Source organism: Undibacterium sp. MH2W, assembly GCF_049340215.1.
Taxonomy (GTDB): Bacteria; Pseudomonadota; Gammaproteobacteria; order Burkholderiales; family Burkholderiaceae_D; genus Undibacterium.
On the sequence record NZ_JBMPPA010000001.1, the window covers coordinates 375,471 to 396,360 of the forward strand.

A 20,890-nucleotide genomic window follows, 5' to 3' on the forward strand; every position below is an offset into this window, starting at 1 on the left:
TTATGAGTGTTTTTTCTGTTTTCGATCAACTGCAAAATAGTGATATTTCGACTGCTATTAGCAGACAAGACCATCTCTTTGGTGCTGGAGCTCAATTACTGCATATTAGCGGTTTGATTTTGGTGTTGTCATCTATATTGATCGTGAGTTTACGGCTGTTGGGGCTGGGTCTCGTCCAAGTGCCACTTCCCAGACTGGTGAAGGCTACCGCTAAATTTATTTGGCTAGGACTCGCATTGTTGGCGATTTCAGGCGTCGTCATTTTTTTGCCCGCTGCTGATCATTATTATCCTAACCCTGTTTTCTGGCTTAAATTTGGACTGTTGGCGTTTGCAATCGTTTTGCACCTGACATGGTATCGCCGCGTAACCCGACAGGAATCTGTCAAACCGCTTATTGCCCGAGGTACTGCTGCGCTCTTATTGACGACTTGGTTTGGCATTGCGTATGCCGCTCGCTTTATTGGATTTTATTGATATGCCTAAGTCACCCAAAAATCGATATGCCACCACGCTGATGGGCGTCATTCTAGCGACGTCGTTACTCAGCGCCTGCAATAAGGCACCTGAAGTAACTAAAGCCCCGCCCCCTAGCTTTCGTCCAACAGCGACTGTTCAAGAAATCATGCAATCAATCATTGATCCGAATATTGATGCGGTATGGAACTCCGTTGCAACGATTAGTACGAAAGCAGGTGTCGAAGAACGTGCTCCCAAGTCCGATGATGAATGGCGCGAAGTGAGACAGCACGCGCTGGTCGTTGCCGAGGCGAGTAATTTATTGTTGATGGATGGACGGAAGGTTGCGGCAAAGGGTGCCTCAACGTCATCCCATGCCGTAGAACTCAGTCCGGATGAGGTTGAAAAAGGCATACAAAATCATCGCGCTGACTTTGTGAAGCATGCCCATGACTTGCAAGCGGCAACGCAAGAGGCCATTGATGCGATTGATCATAAAGATACTCAACGGCTCGTACAAGCGGGTGGTCGCATTGACCAGGTGTGTGAACAATGCCATGTTCAATTTTGGTATCCCAATGATAAGCCACCACTGCAAAAATAAAATGAGCGCCAATGCCCGAAGCGTGACTTCTTCTTTTGAATTGAAAGTTTCCCCATGAAAACCATATTGTGTCTCTCAATGCTTAGTGTATGCAGTCTCTGTTGGTCGGCTGAAAATGTCGCTGTCGCTGTCGGTTCAAGTGGGCAAGTCGCGCCCCAAGGAGGCACTGCTACGGCAACTGCTATACCGCCATCACCGCCATCTCCGCCATCTCCGCCGGCTCGTGGACCTGCGCTTAGTCTCGCTATCAAGGCGGCAGAAAAGGCGATTAGTCGATGTCAGAATCTTGATCAAAAAGTCGCTGTCAGCGTCGTAGATAGTGGTGGGATTGTTCGCGTTCTGCTGGCCAGCGACGGTGCGGCTGCTCGCGCTGTGCAGTCAGGGACAAATAAAGCGTTGACGGCGCTTGCGTTCAAAAAAGCCAGCAGCGAAATCGGTGAGCAGATAAAAACGGATCTCGTTTTAGCAAAAGAGATTGCAGCGAACCCAAATTACAACACTCGTGCAGGTGGCATTTTGCTTCAGGTGCGCGGCGAAATCATCGGTGCGATCGGTGTCGGTGGTGCGCGTGGTAGCGAGAAAGATGAGGCTTGCGCCATAGCAGGATTGAAGGAAATCGAAGGTCAGTTTGACTAAAAATTTGCGGCTTTCGTCATACCTTAAAACGGCGTATATACGGAAAGGATATATTCAATTTCAACTAAATTCGTTTCAAAGCAAAGTGATGTTCACCTATAGTTAAAATATGAACTCACACAATTTTCTATCAGACTTTGAACGAAATACCCGGATAGCGAAGGGTGGCTCGAACACAGCAGATCCGTTAATTGCCTTCGATGAAGCGCAAAAGATGAGTCTGTTGATTCGTGCCACCGCTTTCGTTTTTTCTGATCCACGTTCACGAGAATTACATCAGTTGATCGAGCGTATTGCACCGAGTGAGGCAACCGTACTCATTACCGGTGAAACCGGAACGGGTAAAGAACTCGTCGCTCGACACGTCCACGCATTGAGCCATAGAGCAAAAGAGAATTTTTTAGCAGTGAATTGCGGAGCTTTTTCTGAAACCCTCATTGAAAGCGAACTCTTTGGACACGATAAAGGATCTTTTACTGGGGCAATCAACAATAAAGCAGGGTGGTTTGAATCGGCGAATGGCGGCACTTTATTTTTAGATGAAATCGGTGATTTGCCGATGGCAATGCAGGTGAAATTACTGCGTGTATTGCAAGAGCGAGAGGTTGTCCGGCTCGGATCGAGAAAGGCAATACCGATTGATGTGAGACTCATTGCCGCCACCAATGTTGATTTGAAGGAAGCTGTCCGTGCGGGACATTTCAGAGAGGATCTTTTCTATCGACTTCAGGTCATCTCACTGCCTTTGTTCCCTTTAAGAGAGCGGCCTGGCGATATTCTGCCGCTCGCGCAGCATTTTTTAAAGACATATATCAAGCGTTTACATCTTCCTCCAATCGATTTGAGTGCGGATGCTAAGAATGCCCTGCTTAGCTACCCTTGGCCAGGGAATATTCGTGAATTAGAAAATGTGATTCATCGGGCACTCCTTGTGTCAAATGATGTCACATTGAATGCGATTGATCTCAATTTGCCAGGCTGGCATACGATGACAAACAAGCATGATGTGATAACATTTCCTAATGTTATCAATCTCGATCAACACCAAGCAAACGTGGAGCGTTGTTCACTCAACGAAGAATGCAGTGCATTTCCTGAACTAGACCATTTTTATCAAGCATGGGAAAACCTGCTTGATCAACCTATGCCTGTTCAGTTTGAGGAGATTCAACAGACCTTAGTGCACAAGGCATGGACGAGGAATCAACAAAATCAGGTTCGCTCCGCAAAACAACTTGGTATAAGCCGCAATGTCTTACGTACGTATTTAAAAAAGACAGGCGTTATTTAAGTTCGTTGCTTACCCCTATTTTTTCTTTTAGTCTTTTTTAGATGACAAATTTAATGTTTCTTTTTTTTCAGACCTTAGGCAGTGATCCGCAATCAAAAAACAATCGAAGCAACGTATCTAACGTATCCAACGTACTTACCTTATCGACGATAGCAAAGAGCATACAGAAAGCGTTGATGTTCTCAGGTCATTCTCGTTTTATTTTCTTTGTTCCCCTTGTGGCTTGCATTCAAACTGCCTCTGCAGCGGATGGAGATAATACAGAAAACATCGTGGCATTTGCACCGCAAGCAGTCGTGATTGAGTCGCGTCATTACAACAATGCGGTCGGTACTTCCGATGCAGCATCGCAGGGCGTGATTTTGGGGGAGTTGCTACAAGACAGACCGTTATTAAGACCCGGTGAAGTGTTGGAAACAATACCGGGGATGGTGGTGACCCAGCATTCTGGCGACGGAAAAGCGAATCAATATTTTTTGCGCGGTTATAACTTAGATCACGGGACGGATTTTGCAACGCGCGTCGATGGCGTACCTGTGAACATGCCGACCAATGCCCATGGTCAGGGATATTCCGATTTGAACTTTCTTATTCCTGAATTGGTGGATCATATTGATTACCGCAAAGGAACCTATTTTGCAGAGAATGGCGATTTTGCCGCTGCGGGTTCAGCGGATATTCAATATCGTTCGCGTCTCGATCATGCATTTATTGATGCCACAGTGGGAGCGTACAATTATAGGCGTGTCGTTGTTGCAGGGTCGACGCCATTAAGTGACGATCCTGAGAACAGTCACGTTCCAGTTTTACTTGGTGGACTTGAGTTGATGGAAGAAAATGGTCCTTGGTCGCCGCCAGAGCATGCGCGGAAGGTCAACTTTTTTGGACGCCTCAGCGATGGGAACCGTGATCAGGGCTGGTCAATCGAGAGCATTTTGTATGATGCACATTGGCATTCTGTCGATCAGGTTCCTTTATCCCTCATTCAATCGGGCGAGATCAGTCGCTATGGCGCCGTTGATCCAACGGATGGTGGCAATACGGGGCGTTATATTGTCTCTGGCGAATGGCACTCACGTAACCAAGATGGATATTCAACGCTATCAGCCTATGCTGAACATACTCGTTTGCAATTGTGGTCTAATTTTACGTTAGATGAATACCGACCTGCGACTGGTGATCAGTTTGAGCAAGTAGAAAGTAGGAATATTGTTGGTGCAAAGGCTGTCCGAGGATGGCGCATGCCGCTTTTCGGACATGATTCCATAACGGAAGCGGGTTTAGAAATTAGACATGATCAAATCCGTGTTGGTTTGCTTAATTCCGCTGCGCGGATTCCCTTTGAAACGGTGACTGACGATAAAGTCGCAGAAACGACGACAGGGATGTATCTGCAAAATACAACCGATTGGACACCATGGTTTCGGAGCCTGATCGGTGCCCGCGCTGATCGTACGACGATGGACATGACCTCACTGCAACTTCCTGCCAATAGTGGCAGTGCATCAGGTGCGAAGCTCTCTCCTAAGTTGTCGTTGACATTCGGTCCATGGCAAAAAACGGAGATCTTTTTGAATGCGGGTAAAGGTTTCCACAGTAATGATGCTCGCGGCGTGATCGATAAAATTGATCCCACGACAGGGACCGCGTCATCACCGGTGCCTGTCCTCGTTGGTAGTATTGGCAAAGAGATTGGTTTGCGTACAGAAATCATCCCAGGCTTGCAGAGTTCTTTGGCGTTATGGAGTTTAAACAGCGAATCCGAACTCACCTATAACCAAGACTCGGCAATCGGAAGTACATCACCGAACGGTGCAAGTAAGCGGTATGGCATTGAATGGAATAACCGGAATTATGTAGCAGCCGCACAAGGCTTTTCCCTCAAATTTATGGCTGTTAGTGCGACTCTCTAAGCTGCATTGCGTCCGCTTCGACTTTTTTGCGATCAAATGCGTGGCAATTAGCTTTGGCATCATGCAGTGCATGATGATCCTTGATGCGATTGTCAATAAAGTACATCTGCAACGCAACTTGATCGAGATACTTGTAAATGTTTTTTCCGCGCAACCATGCAGGGATTTCGTAGCCCATCGCATGGCAAAACAAACGCCAGTCACCATCGAAATCAAAACAGATAACTGGCGCTCGGGCTGAGAATTGTTCTAACCACAATCTCAGGCGTTTTTGCAGTTCGTCCACCGAACATCGCGCCTCTGGCACCTTGCCAAGTTGCGGCAAGATGGTCGCCAGGACAAAATCATTACACTTGCTTTGATTGACCGGAAGTTCTGCATAAAATTCATGCTGGCCGCACTCCGATACCAAACCTATGCTGATTAGCTCAGCGTCCTTGAAATCAGTAAATTCGGTATCGATAAAAATAAGCATGGCAGGTCAAAATTATCAAACAAAGGCCGCAATTTGTTCTTGCACTGTTCGCTCTATTTCCCGCTTCCACGCTGGAGCATCATTATTGCTAACCGCCAGGCAGTCGCGTAAAAATTCTTGGATTAGTTTTGGCGTGATTGTTCCAGAAGAGAATCCGGCACTGAATATTTTTTGGAACTGCTCAAGCGTGATTGGCACGATTTGGAGCGCCATTTTTGAATCATCTGATTTATACCAGAAGCCAATCCTCAGTGTTTCTACCGTGTTGGTATCAACCTTGTTTGCAATAAATAATCCATAGACGCGCTTACCTGGATAACCCTCAACAATTCTGGCGACATGCCGACGCACAGGCTCCCCCTCCGCCGCCTCTTGCCTGGAATTATCTGTCAGCGTTACCTCAACGACCAAAACAAACTCATCAAACTCAAAAATCAAATCAGGGCCGTTTCCTGGGGCAGTGCCGACCGGCAGGAAGTCTTGGTCTATTTTGAAGCGCCTGGCTTCGTAAGGCTTATTGACGAGGCTATTCACTGCGAGAAAAGCCCTCCATAACACCCACTCAAAGTAGGCTGGGGCTTCCGCTTGCGGAATTTCGATTTCCGCCCCACCTGACAATATTTTTTTGGATCTGCTACGGCGGTGAATCAAGAGATCCATGTACGCTGCAATTTCTTCCCATTGACCCGCTTGTTTGGCGGCATATTCTTCTTCGCGCCGCGCCGACAAAATAGCTTCTATTTCATGCCGAACGCTGCCAATATCAGCCGGAGTCTCAAGCGATTTACCCGTAGTATCAAATGTAATGCCATAGGTGCTTAACTGAATTAATAAATCTTCCAAAACAACCAGTGCGGAATCCTTATTGTCAGTGGGGAGCGTCGCGCCGTTGCACAGGAACGTATAAAACATTTTATCGGATTCTGGGACTTGGACAGTCTCAACCAACTTCTCGATGAATACATGTTTTTCCGGCACCAGTGCAATTCCGCGACCTTTGCTTTGGACAAGGCCAGTCGCTTTCAAATAGCGAAAATTGGTATCTGCGTAGTCATTGAAGGTCTGCGGCACATAGTCATCCAGCTTCGCTGTTTTTTCTAATTCTTGTCCATCGAATTGTTTTTTATTGCCGGATTTTTGGCGGCGATCACGCAAATCAAGAATTTTCGCAACGATGCCAGCCATATCGTCGGCACTGGTGGAGTTCTGAATAATGACGGCCATCTCGATAAAGTTGAGATGATTTTCTCCTGTTGATTTCTCCAATTCCAGCATGACCGCCAATGTATGGCGTAGCGGAGAAAACGCGCCAAACTCATATTCTTTCTCAAAATCGGAAGGAATGTAGTACGCGGCCAGCGAGCGCAGAAAGCATTCCTGCATGGCAGGCACCGAATCAGCATTAATAAGTCGCCAGCCGTTTGCCGTGATGGTGTCAAGCGGCCCGATTTCACCTTGCGTAACCGTCGATGTTTTGGAGACTGGCGGATAGAGAAACCCGCGCCTGTTCAGTGCTTTACGCCATTTCCGGCTAACGCTAAACGTTGCATCACTACCGAGGGAAACTACGCCTAATTCGCCCAGCAGATCGCGAAACGCGACTTCCTGCTCCCGACCGCGTAAATTTCCCTGTAGCGACGACTTAGAAAGGGCAATCAGCCCTTCGCGTAGGCGAAATGGGCTGCGAACAGTTGGATTTTCAAGACACCACGGCCTCATGGTTTTGTGACCAAGGTGAGGTTAGTGGCATGGCTGGATGTGCTTACATTTTCTTGATCGTTGGCATTTAGCATGTTGAATTATCATTAATAACCTACAAAAATATATTCTTGCACATCGTTGTTATTATCGCCAACTTTGTTTGCTTGGTTGCCAATGGAATATTTGTAATCGACAGGCACGACCTCAACGTGTCGCTTGTGTTTCGCCATGATAGCGACCATTTCATCCAGCGTTGGCTGACTGTTTGATGAATAGGACACCACAAGTACGCTGTCACGGAAATGCTTAAACAGGATGTTAAATGCTTCTGCCGCACCTTTACGTGAAGAAAATGGGGTCGGGTATGACTTGAATTTCTTGGTGATCGTATGTTCCTGAATCTCAACGCCTTTCCAGTCGCGTGCCAAGCCTTCTACAAAATGATAACGGCGCACATATTCATTATCGGACAGTGGCGAATAGTATGGCGGGTCAATATAAACCAAGCCAGGTTCCGTTTTTTTCAACGTCATCGCGTCACCATTGCGCGATTTGCACACCTGGCCGTTATCGAATACTGCGTTATTCACTGCATCCACCGCTTCCAGGAACTGAGCGCGGAATGTCATCGATAAATCCTTGCGACCGTCATCATAGCGATGACCGACATAGGTAAAAATGCCGCGAGGCCGCTTCTTGAAGCACGCACGTATCAACGCGGACATGGCAATGGCACGTTTGTATGGATTTTTGAGCGCCTTAATATTGGCACGGAGTACGTCTATCAAGCGATTTTCTTCGTCTGTAAAATACAGTCCTTGGAATTTCTGCTCTACAAAATGATCGACTGCCAAACGCGGCTCCAGCAATGCCAATGCCTCTTCGTTGGTAAGCGTGACTTCTTTGTTCTCAACCATCGCCTTAGTGAACGTGGCAGACATCGCCATATAGTCATTGCTGATGACAGCTTTGCCGTGAGACTTCAACATGTAACTGACAACACCCGAGCCGGAAAATAAATCGACCGCTGTATCAAATTCAAATTGCGAGGCAACCGCCCAAATTTCTGTCAGCAATTTGTTTTTCGAACCCATGTAACGGGTTGCCGGATACTGCGTGGCCTGTTGAGGCAAGGGGGACGGAACCAACCTCAGATCAAATCGAGGCTTAGGTAAAGCATTGACAATGACATCCTCACCTGTACGCCCCTTGCCATTGCAGGAAATGTAGCGTTTGGTTTGAATAACTTCAATATTGAATTTCGTGTACTGCTCGTGCACCAGCGGATGATTTGAGTTCGTCAGGATAACGTGACATCCCAACTGGTGAAGGCGCTCGACTTCCGCAGCTAATTCAACATGATCCTCTTCGTAAAACTGTTCTTTCGTGTAACGCTTGAAGTCGGCATATTCGGAAATAGGCAGATAAGGTGGGTCAAGAAAGATGAAATCACCAGCCTGTGCATTTTCTTGCAAAACAGTCTTGTAGTCGCCACAAATGATCGTGGTATTGCTCAGCAAAACAGACGCTGCTTGCAATGCATCTTCATCGATGATTTTTGGATTTTTGTAACGACCAAACGGAACATTGAATTGCCCTGTCTTGTTGACGCGATACAAGCCATTAAAACAGGTTCTATTCAAAAATATGGTTCTGGCTGCTGCCTCGACATTGGATAACTTGGTAACGTCTAGTGCGCGAACAGCGTAAAACACATCTTCCGTGTTTTCATATTGACGAAGTTGCGCAATAACGCCATCCACGTCTGTGGCAACGGTGCGATAAAGATTGACCAATTCTGGATTGCTGTCTGCGATGATTCCATTTTCAGGACGTGCAGCAAAAAAAACAGCGCCGCCGCCAAAAAAAGGCTCGATATAACGGCCATATTTTTTCGGTATCTTAGGGATAATTTCACCTAAAAGCTGCGTCTTTCCGCCAGCCCACTTCAAGAGCGGCTTCGCCAAAGTTAAATCCTGCGGACTCTCAAACAAGGAAACACGTCCCATGATTTCACCTTTAATAATTATTTTTGAAATGCCCAACGCACAAATATGTGACGCACTTACTCTTTGCGTTAAACACTGTACATAAATACAGTATTTAACGCAATGTTATCTTGCTCAATGCGCACTTAAATTGTTTTACCTGCGATCTCGGCCGACTTGGATTCCAAATCCAAGTCAGTTTGCTTGCTTCCACCAAAACGCCCTACAGCGGCACCGCCACGCGGTTTTTTGGGAGCAATTTCAATTCCTTCCAGAACCGCCCGAAAATCGATTTTTCGCTCGCCCATTTCACCAAGCAACGTCGATATGACGGCTAAATGTGACGGAACCTCGCCGCGTTTGGCGCAATTCGTTACTGATTTTTGGTTCATTTTCACCAATTCAGCAAACTCGCGAATATTCAGTCCGGCCTTGCCGAGCTGACGATAAAACTCTTGATAGGTCATGTTGCGCATCATATAGCAAAAGTATAGCACATACAATTATTTTTAAAAGGAATATATTTATGGTATTTAAAAATAAAATAATGTGCAAATCTTCTTGATTGCACATAAATTTATGGCTATACTTAAGCACATAAATCAATGTGCAAACGGAATAAAAATGACTCAGCACTTTCTCCTTTCTGCAAAAGCCCGCACTTTATCCCTGCGCCGCGTGTTTGAAATGAACGACGAGCAGGCATTCAAGGTCTTTAAAAAAGTGCGCTGGGGTGATGGTAAGGCCGTGACTTGCCCGATGTGTGGCGTCGTGCATGAGCACTATTTCATCGCCACGCGTCGCCAGTGGCGTTGCAAAGACTGCAATCACACTTTCAGCGTAACCTCCGGCACGATCTTCGCGTTTCACAAGCTCCCGCTAAAAATGTACCTGGCAGCGATTGCGATCTACACCAATGCCGTCAAGGGAATTTCCGCGCTGCAAATGGGGCGGGACTTAGACGTGCAGTACAAAACCGCCTTCGTTCTATGCCATAAAATCAGGGAATCTCTGATGGAGCGGCGCGACGATACGCCGCTGTCGGGTGAGATTCACATGGACGGTGCGTATGTGAACGGACACATCCGGCCTAAGAATAAAAAGGAAGACCGTATTGATCGCCGCCTGTTCATCAACCAGCGCCCGGATAAACGCTGCGTATTCGTCATGCGCCAAAAAACGAATATCGTCGGCAGCACCATCCAGGGAGCCAATAAAACGATTTCATTCGTGATTAAAGCGGAGAATCAGGCCGATGTCGGTATGTTGGCGGATCTGTATGTGAAAAAGGGGTCTGTCATTTGTGCCGATGAATCGAACGCCTACGATGGCTTGCACGCTAAATTTGATACGCGCCGTGTGAATCACTCGATTGAGTATCGCAGCGACGCTGGCACGACGAATAATCTGGCTGAATCGTATTTTTCGCGGTTCCGCCGCATGCAGTACGGCCAGACACATAAGTTCGGCAATCTGTACCTGGCAAATTATGCCAATGAAGCCGCCTACCGCGAAGATACGCGCCGCATGACTAACGGTGATATCTTTGATGATATTTGCATGAAGTGCGTACAAACAAAAACGCACCATGACTGGTGCGGTTACTGGCAGGGGAATAAGCGGACTGCTGAGCGGCTGGCCGCTTGAGTATTACTATCCAGTCAAATAATTTCCCATTGCATGACGCCGCGCTCGCCGCTAGCATCGACCTCTCTGAGAATGCGGCGCGTTACCAGGCGGTGCAGTACGGCCAGAATGTTCTTTTGAATCCTTGCCACGATGGCGGGAGTGGTTTCAATTCCCTTGCGCTGTATTAGGGCATCTGCAATTTCACGACTGCACATAGCAGCTTGCGTCTCACGCATCAAATCCAAAGTCATGCGCTGCGCCTCACCCTGAGCAAAATATTGATTGCGCGTATTGGTTCGTTTAGACTTGACTGTACGTAGGTCGTATTCTGGCGAAAACAGTTTAATTGTGCCGTCGATGTGCGATAAGGCATGTTGCAAGCGCTGGATTTCTGACTGGTGCGATGCGATTTGACCTGCGACTTCGGCACGCTTGGATACCAAGCCTGAAACTACGTGAGATTCTGCCATGTTGACTTCCCAAAAAAATGATTACTGATTGGGGTAGTGTAGATTTTTAGATCAAGAAAAGCTCTGTGCGGCTGCTACATAATTCCGGGAATAACCATGCAGCCTTAAATCAATGGCTTTTCATTGATGCTGATCTCGCATGGACTCGTGCACGTTATGCGCAGGCGAATGATAACGGTGAACTAGGCAGTAACATCCCTAACGCCGTCAGTAAGGTCGCCTCGGTTGGATTGTCAGTGACGCATTGGGGGCCGTGGTCCGGTAGTCTCAATACACGTTATATTGGCTCTTATCCGTTGTCTCAAGATGGTGCCCTCGTTGGTCCGCCAGCAATCGTGACTTCTTTGCGCATTCAACGTGAATTGACGCCCCATTTAAGTCTATCGTTAAACGTATTAAATCTATTTAATCGTCCGTATTTCGATATTGCCTATGAGCAGGATTATCGCTTGACGCCGACTGCTCCCATTGTCCCGAGCGGAATCACGGTGCATCCCGGTGAACCCCGTGAGTTACGGCTGACATTGAGATATCAACTTTGATCTCACCATCCCAAGTCGATGAAGATATTGCCGTATACATTGTCGAGATCGAACGAGAACGTTGCTATGTGCTTGGGCTCGTTCGATGGAGTAATGTTAAATCATGTGAGATGACGATAGATCATAGGGTAATTTTTAAAGATTAAAAGTCGATAGCTCTACAATTGCGCTAGCACAAAAAGTACGCGTCATGGCTGTGTTACTTTTTGCTGTAACTGCGATTTGAGATCAGCGAGAAAATAGATAAAGAAGAGAGAGAAAAACTGCGCCTCGCGCCGCGATAAATTGTCCATCAATGGTGAGATTTCTACCTAGGATCGCCTTTGTTGTCGTGTTCTTTGGTCGTACTGACGCAATCGACCTACTGATTGCCTCTAAAAAAGATCCAACGAGGCGCGATGAACACAAGGTGTTGTGTCTATTTTTGATGACCAACACCACGTCAATTCAAGCCAACTCAAGTCAGCAGTCGTTGTGACTGATAAACGATACCCTTTGATAAGTACATACGTGCCGCCCACTTCGTCCTGTATTCCTAATGAGCAGGCGGGGTTGGTATTGCTTGCGTGAGATGGGTACCTTATTTTTAACAAAGAGCTCGGCTGCCGCTTTTAGCGATGGATGCTCAATACTTACTTTTTTAGATGGCATCTGAACATTCTCTCCTTATTCGTAAAGATCAATTAGATATTGGCATGTTTGTTCGGCTTGAACTGAGTTGGTTTTCTCATTCGTTTTCCAAGAACTCATTCAAGATCGTCAATGCGCAACAAATCAAAGAAATTCAGGCGCTCAACATCGATCATATTCGGATTATTGTTGATAAAACTGAGCCCGAAGTATTAGCGAAACTTAATGGCACGCTTCAGAAATCGACACAAACAGAAGAACCTAACACGGTCATCGATGCCAACGTCGTGATGGTGTATGACGATATTGCTGAGGCAAAGAAAGAGCGGTTTGAGAAGCTTGTCAAACAACGAGAAGAAATTGCACGCCACGAACAAAAGTTCGTCAACGCCTCGACCGTGATCAAAGATATCGATAAGAATATTTTTTCGAGACCCAAAGAGACCGTGGCGGAGGCATCGAAATTAATTGATAGTATCGCGCAGGTTTTTTCAGAGAGTGATGATGCGTTTATGCTCCTCATCCGCTATCAACAGGCCGGTGGTGAGGATGTTTACTTTCACACCCTGAACGTCGCATTTGTGGCGATGATGCTGGCCAATGAACTCAAATGCAATAGTGAACAACTCAAAATCATTGGCCTTGCCGCACTGTTTCACGACTTAGGTAAAGTCAACGTTCCAGCGAATATCCTCAAAAAAACGACGCCTCTTTCCCGCCCCGAGCGGGCTATTTTAGAACTGCACACCTACCACGGCGAACAAATCGGAAGAAAGGCGAATCTCGATAAAGGCGTCTTGAGCGTGATCGCCAATCATCACGAATTTATGGATGGTACCGGTTATCCCAATCGCCTCAAAGGAGAGCATTTAAATCGGCTGACACGGATCATCACGATCGCCAATGAGTATGATAATTTGTGTAATCACGTCAATATCAACTTGTCATTAACACCGCACGAAGCGCTTGCCTTGATGTTCTCAAGCCGGCGTAGCCAATTTGATCCCGTTATTTTGGCAACATTAGTCAAATGCTTAGGCATTTACCCACCCGGTACGATCGTTCGACTCTCAGATGGTTCGATTGGTCTTGTTGTTAATGTGAATACCGGCAAATCTTTGCGCCCTCAAATTCTGGTCTATGATCCAGACCTCAGGCCAGAAGATGTGATTATTCTTGATTTGGCAAACGAAAGCGATGAGTTGCGCATCACGGAAGGGATTCGTCCCGCGATGCTACCAACAGAGATACACCACTATCTCAATCCACGAAAACGCCTCAGTTACTTTATGGATTCGAAAGCCAAAAGTAGAAAGTCGTCATCAGAGTCGCGCTAACACGTATATCACGTCACTGTGCATCTGCGGCTGACGTGAGACGGTGCTATTTCAGGAATAGTGAGGAACTTGTGAGCGCCGTTTGTCGATGAGACGATGGACGTAGCGACTTATTGCTGGAAAAGAAAAAAGGGCTTACATCGCTGTAAGCCCTTGAATTCTGGTGGGATAGGTGGAGTTTAATAGTCGCTTGAAAGCTATGTCTACTGTGTATAAACGGTTTATAGGTGCCATTTATGCCCCTTAATCTGCCCCTAAAAAACTTTCCTTACTAATTCCCCTCTCTTCTTTTCTTTGCGTATTTACTTTGAACTATTGAATACATGAAGTTTTTCCCAAGCCTATATTGGTAAGATTCTTTCCGCATTTAAGTGTTGTATTAAAGGTAGTCCTCCATACTAAGAGTTCCGCAGCAATTTTTTGGTAGTTAACTTTGGAAAGACGGCAGCATGAGTGAAGATCTTAAAGATAGAGTTTCAAAGTTGGTAGAGTTGTTAAAAAAGAATAAAAATAGAGTCCTAAAACATCCTAGCAATGTTGAGCTGATTAAACGGATGATTGGTCAATGGGTTGGGATAAGCGCCAGCGAAGCTCAATACGAAATTGACTCAACGACTTCGGAACATTACGACGACTATATTATTCAAGCTCTTCATGATATTTCCCTAAAAAAGGTTAGTGTTGGGGAAGATGGAAAAACAGTTGAACATCCCCATGATCGCATTAGGCGTCTCGGCGAAGAAAGTATAAAGGCGGGAAAAACAAGCCAAATATACTTGTTAATAAAAGACTTTGAGTTGAAAAATAAAGGCCTGCCGGATTTCAAACAGCCGCGAAGAAGAATGATAATTGCACAGCGTAGATTGGATTTAGCATTATCTTTTAAAGCCCACTTAAATGACTACCTTGTTAATCCTCCCCTAAAGGTGCAGAAAACAAGGTCTAAATCGGAAATACCTCACAGTGCTGTCAGAAAAAAAGTACCGACACTTAAAGATGCGAAACGAGCTTTTGAAAAAAAATACTCAAAATCGTTTACACCAAGGGCTATCAACTTAGCATTGGCCGAATATGGATTAAATATACATTCATATCATGCTGACTCTGCTAGAAAAGGGAAAGGTAAAAAAAACGAAAACTGAGTTCGTGTCGCAAGTTGCAGCACTGTAAAAATTATAGTTTGTTCCTAAGCAGTTCAATCAACCCCAACCGAACTGCTTCAACTAAGAAAAGGAACAATATGACTCACCATCCACAAATCCCCCAAACAGGTTACCTCAGATTGCCAGAGGTACTTTATTATTTTCCAGTCGGAAAAACTACTTGGTACGCAGGTGTCAAGTCGGGTCGCTACCCAGCCGGAATTAAACTTTCAGAAAGATGTACTGCATGGCGCTGCGAGGACATTACCGCCTTGATCGCGAGAGGAGCCGCGAAATGATGAAAGAATCTGTGCCTGAGGCAGGATTTCTTGAACAGCGCGCCGCCGATCTTGAGAAAATGAATAACAACGTTTTTACAAAATTTAGCGGGATTTTGGATGAGAAACGGCAAATCGAATGGCTGATAAATAATAGCGCCATATCTGCGATTGAGTTGGGGAATTTGACTATTGAATCTGGCATGGATAGACACGGTCAGCAATATTGGCTCGTATCACAACCAAACGGGTTGAGGTTTTCGACTATACCTGATGTCACTCCAATTTTTGTAAAGTCAAAAACTGCTGGCGCTGATAGCTTGAAATACCTTTTCGAAAGTAAAGATGTGTCTATATGTGGTCAGTCAGACTTTGGTGGTTTCACTGTTACTTTTGGTTCCAAAATTACGACAGAAGAAGACTTCCTAATTATTACAAATGATCAAGGTCGGTGTTTTATGCTGTATGCGGATTATAGCCAGCTTGGAGCTAGTAAGAGTGATGTAGGTGGCAAAAAATGAATTTCGACGAATACTCAGAAGTCCAACTTTACTACGCTGATCAGATAAATCAGATTATTCGATCAATCGCCAAACATCATCCAGCACAAGCAAAAATAAAGTCGTATCACGATGAGAGCTTAGCTAGCGACGGCTTTGTCGATAATAAGCAAATCTACTTATTTGCGCTTCAGTCGATTAAAACGGATGCTGATATTGCCGCAGAGCTAGAGTTTGATCAGCTTTGCCGCGATCTTGGAATGGCTATTGACGAGCATACAAAATGAATGCTGAAAGCCAGCCTTTAAAAACGGCTGACATGACTAAACCCGAACCGATCGGTTCGGCGTTGTTCGAATCTTGGTTTCCTCCGCTTACGAGGAGAAAGTCGCATAGAAGGACTGATTCTGGTGATGATGCTCTTGGAAACACTAAGAAGCAATTTAAAGCACAGAAGGTAGGTTATGTACCACTTTCCTCGTTACTTGATCGTACTTCTTCTGAGATGAGGTTAAGACCTTCTGTATCACCGCTGTCGTATACGGTTGACCCTGATCCAAAGAAATTAAGACTCGAAAATTTGGTTTCAAAATTATTCCGCGATGATCTTGTAAATAAATTTGTAACTGCGTTTTCTAGCAAGTTTCGAGTAGCTGCGCTGGTGTATGCGGATGAACTTATTAGGCGTGGAATTCCTCCCGCTATGTGGTTTAGTCCTCACGCTGATAGATCTACCTACGATATTAATCAAAAGTCAGACTTAACAGTCTATGACCTTAGATGGCTTAGATTTACTTATCCAGTACACAGCGCCAAAATAAGTTATAAAAGGCTTTTTAGAAACACACTTACCCACAAAGAGTCTGCTTTTTATAGTACAGCAGAATTTTTAATATATGGTGGTAACCGAGAGCCTTGGGAGATCGTCGCAAGTCTCAAGTTGTCCGAGTCACAGCAATACGAAATGTGCCAATTGCAGTCGCTTCCTTTGAGTCGACGCAATGAAGTCACTAACGAGATGCGTCGCAAAGTTTTCACTGCCATTAAAGTACATTCAGACAGAACACGTAAAACGAAAACCTTTACAGATGATGATGCAAAAGATACGGTTTTTCGTCGTCATAGATTTTGGTTATGCTCACGAACGGTTACAAGTTATGGGGTAGAACTCACTCGAAGGTATGAGCAAATGACAGGCATTTGTATTTCCGTTGATATTGCAAAAAGACAGTTAAAAATTGTCGATGAAATTCTCGCTGAAGCGCACATTGTAAAACGCAAAAAAGGACGCAAACACAAGGCAAAAACAACGAAAACATGATTCCGCAGCATTATCTGTCGGCTGCTCCCCCAACTAAAGTTGGGGGCATCAATTAAATATACTCAAACGCTTACCCAGTAACACTCTTGACCTGTCCTAAGGGGCTTGATTTGCGATGCAATTTATCGCCATATTTAGTAGCTTTTATGAAGTTAGTAGGACAGATCAAAAGGACAGGTCGAACGCAATTAAACAGCACTCAAAACGCGCTAAATTAACTCAGTGTTTGAATGTTAAAAAGAAGATTGAAGCGCGCACTCAATGTAACCATAGTTGCACCAAGCAGGCATTTGTTTTGAGTCTATTTGATGTAGTACCAACCCTGCGACATACATCCAGTGAGTCGCGAAGCAAAAGGAAATTTAATGTCACCACAAGCTAGAAATCTCTTTCAAGTAATGACGCTTGAACAGTCACTCTATTTTTGCAATAAGCTAGCTGAAGTTGAGCAAACAATCCAAACTGAAGTAGCAACCATTCACATCTGCAACATCGGCACAAAAGAAAGTCCTTGTCGGTATGTAGTCATGAATGATGAGCTAGGAAATTCAACGATCAGCCCACCATTTTTTAATAACTAAATAGGATTGCAAAGAAAGAGCCGCTTTTTCTTTGCAGTCTTGTTGATAAGTCACGGCTGACTTAGCCCCCCCCTCAAAAGACAAAGTCCTAGAAATAAAATCTAACCGTGTTGGGTGTGTGTTCACTAACGGGGAGTTTTTTTAAAAAAACCTTATACATTGCATTCGGGGCATAAAAACGGCGAGTACAAACTTTGATCGATTTTATATATGGAAGATATTAAAAATAAAATATTGCCAAATAAATAATTATGCCGTAGGCTTGGCTTTCTTACTCTTTAATTTCATCGAACAATGTCAATGATTAATACACTTCTTCAGAAGTTCAAAAGCCTAACACCAGAACAGCTTGAAGCGCTCGAAGCCATTGCGATTGCAATGCTATGATAATTATCATCATGATCATGGCTTTTATCGTTGCGATAATCGACTGGAACACAGGCAAACACCTACAAGCGCTTTTCAATGGCGTATCCCTCGGACAGTTCATTCTCTTCTTGATCGGCGCAGGTGTCGTACTTAGCTTCTTGTCGTCTCTAATGCCAGAATCTAGCGTGGAAACTGCTTTTCGAGAAGGCGCGCCAAAGCATCGACCATTGACACTCCCTCCAACGCGCAACTGACCTTGATGCGTAAGTTCTATTCCGGTTAATTCTGCATCTCACAACTTGATCAACTTAGATGACAATAAATCAATTGCCGCACAAAACAGTCCAGTGTATATTCGATTAACTATTTCTCGTTTAATAGCTATTTAATGCTTCCCTGTAGATTGGTGAATTCGTGAAGAAAGTTTTATCTTGGGCTGTCGCCGGTGCATTTGGCTTACTTTTAATATTTCTAAGTTTTTATGTTTTAACATTTGGATATCATCCAATTACTACACCCATTGATATATTGCCTAACAAGAAAGATCCCCATGCGATATGGGCGGAGTTCTTTACTATGTTGGCTGGTTTTGGCGGGATACTTTCACCATTTATCTCGCTTGCGACAATTTACTTTTTATACGGACAAGTGCTGGCGCAAAGGGAAGATGTTGAAAAGCAAAAGACGAGGGATGAAGTAGCCTCTGAGTTTAAAGAACTCCACGGCATGATCTTTGAATGGGCAGAGCGAGAAATATCCGGTGAAGTAATCAGAGCCGGTTTGGCTAGCTGCTTAAAGTCAAATCAGGTATACGACTTAGAGATCACATCTAGTAATGAGGGATTTATATTTCAATGGGCTAAAGTTCCTAACGAAGATTCGATTCATGAGTATGTATGCAAGATTGAAATTGCGAAAACTGGCACTCTTGCGCAGTGGATCGCAAAAGCAAATAAAATTTTGACTGAAAACAATTTCTGTTTATATCAAGTTGTTGACGAAGAGCAGAACTATTTTCCGATGTTGGCAACATCACTTGCAGGACACTTAAAATCGCTTCTTATGTTTGCAAAGAAAGCTCATGTTATAGGAGTTGATAAAACATCGATTAAATTTCGACTTCAATATTATAGAGATTTAGCTGATTTGCTACACAAAGCTAGACTTCTGGATGATATGTTCTTGGATCAATATGATGCACTGATCAGTTCATGCAGTGATTAGCAATAAAGAACTAAATGGTAAGTATTTTTAAGATTCGGTATTGGTGTATTTTCCGATATATTTATCGAAGTAACTTGTGAGAGAAAATGGCTAGATAGTGGCGTTATATGAGAGGCTAATATTGTGAGACGTTAGATGATCTCAGTTGTCCTTGCTCGCAAACAAAAATTTATGGTGGAACTATGGTGGTTTAAGCCCACTTGCCAAACTTTCCTAAGATTACGTTTCCACTTGTAGCTGCGTATAAATAATCAGCATATTGCTGCATCATTACTTTGCGCTCATCAAGGAATAGAGCGCGGTCGTAGGCTTCTCCGTAGGCATCTCCAGATGCATGTGATAGTTGACGATCAACGACTTCGTGGCGGTAGCCTAGACGCTCTTTAATCACGCCCATGGCGAGCGACCTAAACCCGTGTCCGGTCATCTTACCGCTATAGCCCATGCGCTTGACCGCTGCCAAAATTCCAAAGTTAGTCGCTGGCTTTTCATGATCGCGCAAGTTCGGAAAAAGATATTTGTTATTGCCAGTGTGCTGTTTTAGCTCTCTTAACATCTCCCAGCCTTGGCGGGGTAAGAAAACATGATGATCTACTTTGCGTGGATTGAGTTTCTTTTTACCCATTTTCATACGTTGCCAAGGTATGACCCAGCTTTCATTATCAAGATCAATTTCTGTCCATTCCGTTGTGGTCAGTTCGCTGGTGCGTACGAAAGTTAGCATCATCAAGCGGAACATGATTCTGGTCGGCGCGTACATCTTGCCTTCAATCGTTTCAAAGGCGCGGATGAAGTCGGGCAATTCGTCTGGTGTAATGGCAGCATGATGACCCTTGGCAGTAGCTTTGAGAGCGCCACGTAGACTAGGGACTGGGTCTATTTCCGCTTTGCCTTCAGCGATAGCAAATCGGAAAATCTGTCCACACACTTGCCCCTGACGCTTAGCCATGTCAAAAGCTCCGCGTCTTTCTATTTGTCGCAACACATCCAACATGATTGGCGCTTTTATCTCTGCAATAGGGTATCTCCCTATTAACGGGAAAACGTCTTTTTCGAGGCGGTGTAAGACATTTGCTGCAGTTCTAGCTTGCCAAGAGTTCAGTTTATTGGTGTGCCACGCCCGCGCAATCGCTTCAAATGTGTTTGCGCTGGCTGTTGTACTTTTAAATTTCGCAATTCGTTTTGCTTGCGCGGGGTCGATCCCTTCTGAGGTCATGGCGCGAGCTTCTTGTCGCTTTTCACGTGCTTTTAATAACGAAATCTCTGGATATTGACCGAAAGATAAGCGACTTTCTTTGCCGCTTGCTTGATTGAACTTCATCCGCCAATGTTTTGTACCTGTCGGCATGACTTCTAGATACATACCTCCGCCATCTGCCAACTTGTATGCCTTCTCTTTTGGTTTGGCACTTTTGACCTGTATGTCAGTCAATGGCGTGGCTTTTTTAGGCATCTTGGGGGCATCCTTTCGTTGGGGGCATGATACTGCCCCCAAGCTTGCCCCTAAAAAAACCGGATGTCAACGAACAATAAAAACCTTAGGCGAACAAAAAACCCGCTGTAGCCTAAGCTAGAAGCGGGTTTTTTGTACGTTACTGAACTAGTCAGAACGCGAATCTGGTGGTGATAGGTGGACTTGAACCACCGACCCCAGCATTATGAGTGCTGTGCTCTAACCAACTGAGCTATATCACCAAGAAGCCTGAGATTATGGCAGCTTGTGGGGTGGGTGTCAAGCCTGTGCCTGGATTTTTTGCAGGAAACGTCGGGGATTTTCTAAAAAGACAAGGGGAATTTGTCG

The 20,890-nt window shown here is 45.0% G+C and carries 20 protein-coding genes and 1 tRNA gene; 14 read left to right on the forward strand and 7 right to left on the reverse strand.

Translation table 11 applies throughout. The features are described from left to right. The first annotated feature begins 2 nt into the window (after window positions 1–2). The 5 genes from ACO0K2_RS01645 to ACO0K2_RS01665 all read left to right on the forward strand — a co-directional run bounded on the left by ACO0K2_RS01645 (window position 3) and on the right by ACO0K2_RS01665 (window position 4,902). The gene (locus tag ACO0K2_RS01645) at window positions 3–476 is read left to right on the forward strand and encodes a DUF6644 family protein (protein WP_423015073.1); all 474 of its coding nucleotides are present in this window, start codon (window positions 3–5) and stop codon (window positions 474–476) included. After that, window positions 448–1,062 (forward strand): hypothetical protein, encoded by a 615-nt coding sequence (locus ACO0K2_RS01650; RefSeq protein ID WP_423015075.1) that lies wholly within the window; start codon window positions 448–450, stop codon window positions 1,060–1,062. The genes ACO0K2_RS01645 and ACO0K2_RS01650 overlap by 29 nt, the downstream gene beginning before the upstream one ends. Before the next feature lie 78 nt (window positions 1,063–1,140). Then, a complete protein-coding gene (locus ACO0K2_RS01655) occupies window positions 1,141–1,698 on the forward strand; it encodes a GlcG/HbpS family heme-binding protein (RefSeq protein WP_423015077.1) in 558 nt (185 codons plus the stop codon). Window positions 1,699–1,807: 109 nt separating this feature from the next. Next, on the forward strand, window positions 1,808–2,989 hold the full coding sequence (locus ACO0K2_RS01660; RefSeq protein WP_423015079.1) for a sigma-54 interaction domain-containing protein: 1,182 nt from the start codon (window positions 1,808–1,810) through the stop codon (window positions 2,987–2,989). 53 nt (window positions 2,990–3,042) lie between these two features. Further along, the gene (locus tag ACO0K2_RS01665) at window positions 3,043–4,902 is read left to right on the forward strand and encodes a TonB-dependent receptor (protein WP_423015081.1); all 1,860 of its coding nucleotides are present in this window, start codon (window positions 3,043–3,045) and stop codon (window positions 4,900–4,902) included. Here the strand turns inward: ACO0K2_RS01665 and ACO0K2_RS01670 are convergent. From ACO0K2_RS01670 to ACO0K2_RS01685, 4 genes are all read right to left on the reverse strand, one after another. After that, entirely contained in the window at window positions 4,886–5,377 is a 492-nt protein-coding gene (locus ACO0K2_RS01670) for a hypothetical protein (protein ID WP_423015084.1), read from the reverse strand. The genes ACO0K2_RS01665 and ACO0K2_RS01670 overlap by 17 nt on opposite strands. A gap of 15 nt (window positions 5,378–5,392) precedes the next feature. Continuing rightward, on the reverse strand, window positions 5,393–7,096 hold the full coding sequence (locus tag ACO0K2_RS01675; RefSeq protein ID WP_423015086.1) for an AlwI family type II restriction endonuclease: 1,704 nt from the start codon (window positions 7,094–7,096) through the stop codon (window positions 5,393–5,395). A gap of 86 nt (window positions 7,097–7,182) precedes the next feature. Then, window positions 7,183–9,087 (reverse strand): Dam family site-specific DNA-(adenine-N6)-methyltransferase, encoded by a 1,905-nt coding sequence (locus ACO0K2_RS01680; protein WP_423015088.1) that lies wholly within the window; start codon window positions 9,085–9,087, stop codon window positions 7,183–7,185. Window positions 9,088–9,212: 125 nt separating this feature from the next. Continuing rightward, window positions 9,213–9,533, reverse strand: a complete 321-nt coding sequence (locus ACO0K2_RS01685) for an XRE family transcriptional regulator (protein ID WP_423015090.1) — start codon at window positions 9,531–9,533, stop codon at window positions 9,213–9,215. 157 nt (window positions 9,534–9,690) lie between these two features. Here ACO0K2_RS01685 and ACO0K2_RS01690 point away from each other — a divergent pair, with 157 nt between their 5' ends. Beyond that, window positions 9,691–10,713 carry an IS1595 family transposase gene (locus ACO0K2_RS01690; RefSeq protein ID WP_423015092.1) on the forward strand — a complete coding sequence of 341 codons (1,023 nt, stop codon included), beginning with the start codon at window positions 9,691–9,693 and terminating at the stop codon, window positions 10,711–10,713. Window positions 10,714–10,727: 14 nt separating this feature from the next. Here ACO0K2_RS01690 and ACO0K2_RS01695 read toward each other — a convergent pair whose 3' ends face one another. Further along, entirely contained in the window at window positions 10,728–11,165 is a 438-nt protein-coding gene (locus ACO0K2_RS01695; RefSeq protein WP_423015094.1) for a hypothetical protein, read from the reverse strand. A gap of 65 nt (window positions 11,166–11,230) precedes the next feature. On the opposite strand from ACO0K2_RS01695, the gene ACO0K2_RS01700 reads away from it, so the two are divergent. The 8 genes from ACO0K2_RS01700 (at window position 11,231) to ACO0K2_RS01735 (ending at window position 19,089) form a co-directional block, all read left to right on the forward strand. Next, window positions 11,231–11,707, forward strand: coding sequence for a hypothetical protein (locus ACO0K2_RS01700; protein WP_423015096.1), 477 nt, complete (start codon window positions 11,231–11,233; stop codon window positions 11,705–11,707). Window positions 11,708–12,351: 644 nt separating this feature from the next. Next, window positions 12,352–13,674 carry an HD-GYP domain-containing protein gene (locus ACO0K2_RS01705; protein ID WP_423015098.1) on the forward strand — a complete coding sequence of 441 codons (1,323 nt, stop codon included), beginning with the start codon at window positions 12,352–12,354 and terminating at the stop codon, window positions 13,672–13,674. A 449-nt stretch (window positions 13,675–14,123) separates the two neighbouring features. Then, window positions 14,124–14,816: a hypothetical protein gene (locus ACO0K2_RS01710; protein WP_423015100.1), complete on the forward strand. Its 693-nt coding sequence runs from the start codon at window positions 14,124–14,126 to the stop codon at window positions 14,814–14,816. Between the two features lie 295 nt (window positions 14,817–15,111). Continuing rightward, entirely contained in the window at window positions 15,112–15,615 is a 504-nt protein-coding gene (locus tag ACO0K2_RS01715) for a hypothetical protein (RefSeq protein WP_423015102.1), read from the forward strand. Beyond that, on the forward strand, window positions 15,612–15,881 hold the full coding sequence (locus ACO0K2_RS01720; protein WP_423015104.1) for a hypothetical protein: 270 nt from the start codon (window positions 15,612–15,614) through the stop codon (window positions 15,879–15,881). The genes ACO0K2_RS01715 and ACO0K2_RS01720 overlap by 4 nt, the downstream gene beginning before the upstream one ends. Then, window positions 15,878–16,915 carry a hypothetical protein gene (locus tag ACO0K2_RS01725; RefSeq protein WP_423015106.1) on the forward strand — a complete coding sequence of 346 codons (1,038 nt, stop codon included), beginning with the start codon at window positions 15,878–15,880 and terminating at the stop codon, window positions 16,913–16,915. The genes ACO0K2_RS01720 and ACO0K2_RS01725 overlap by 4 nt, the downstream gene beginning before the upstream one ends. 365 nt (window positions 16,916–17,280) lie before the next feature. Next, a complete protein-coding gene (locus tag ACO0K2_RS01730) occupies window positions 17,281–17,496 on the forward strand; it encodes a hypothetical protein (protein WP_423015108.1) in 216 nt (71 codons plus the stop codon). A 783-nt stretch (window positions 17,497–18,279) separates the two neighbouring features. After that, window positions 18,280–19,089 carry a hypothetical protein gene (locus ACO0K2_RS01735; protein ID WP_423015110.1) on the forward strand — a complete coding sequence of 270 codons (810 nt, stop codon included), beginning with the start codon at window positions 18,280–18,282 and terminating at the stop codon, window positions 19,087–19,089. Window positions 19,090–19,279: 190 nt separating this feature from the next. Here ACO0K2_RS01735 and ACO0K2_RS01740 read toward each other — a convergent pair whose 3' ends face one another. Both ACO0K2_RS01740 and ACO0K2_RS01745 read right to left on the reverse strand, forming a co-directional pair. After that, complete coding sequence (locus ACO0K2_RS01740) at window positions 19,280–20,542, reverse strand: tyrosine-type recombinase/integrase (protein WP_423015112.1); 1,263 nt, start codon at window positions 20,540–20,542, stop codon at window positions 19,280–19,282. Window positions 20,543–20,707: 165 nt separating this feature from the next. Then, window positions 20,708–20,784 (reverse strand) — tRNA-Met (locus ACO0K2_RS01745). Window positions 20,785–20,890 lie beyond the last annotated feature (106 nt).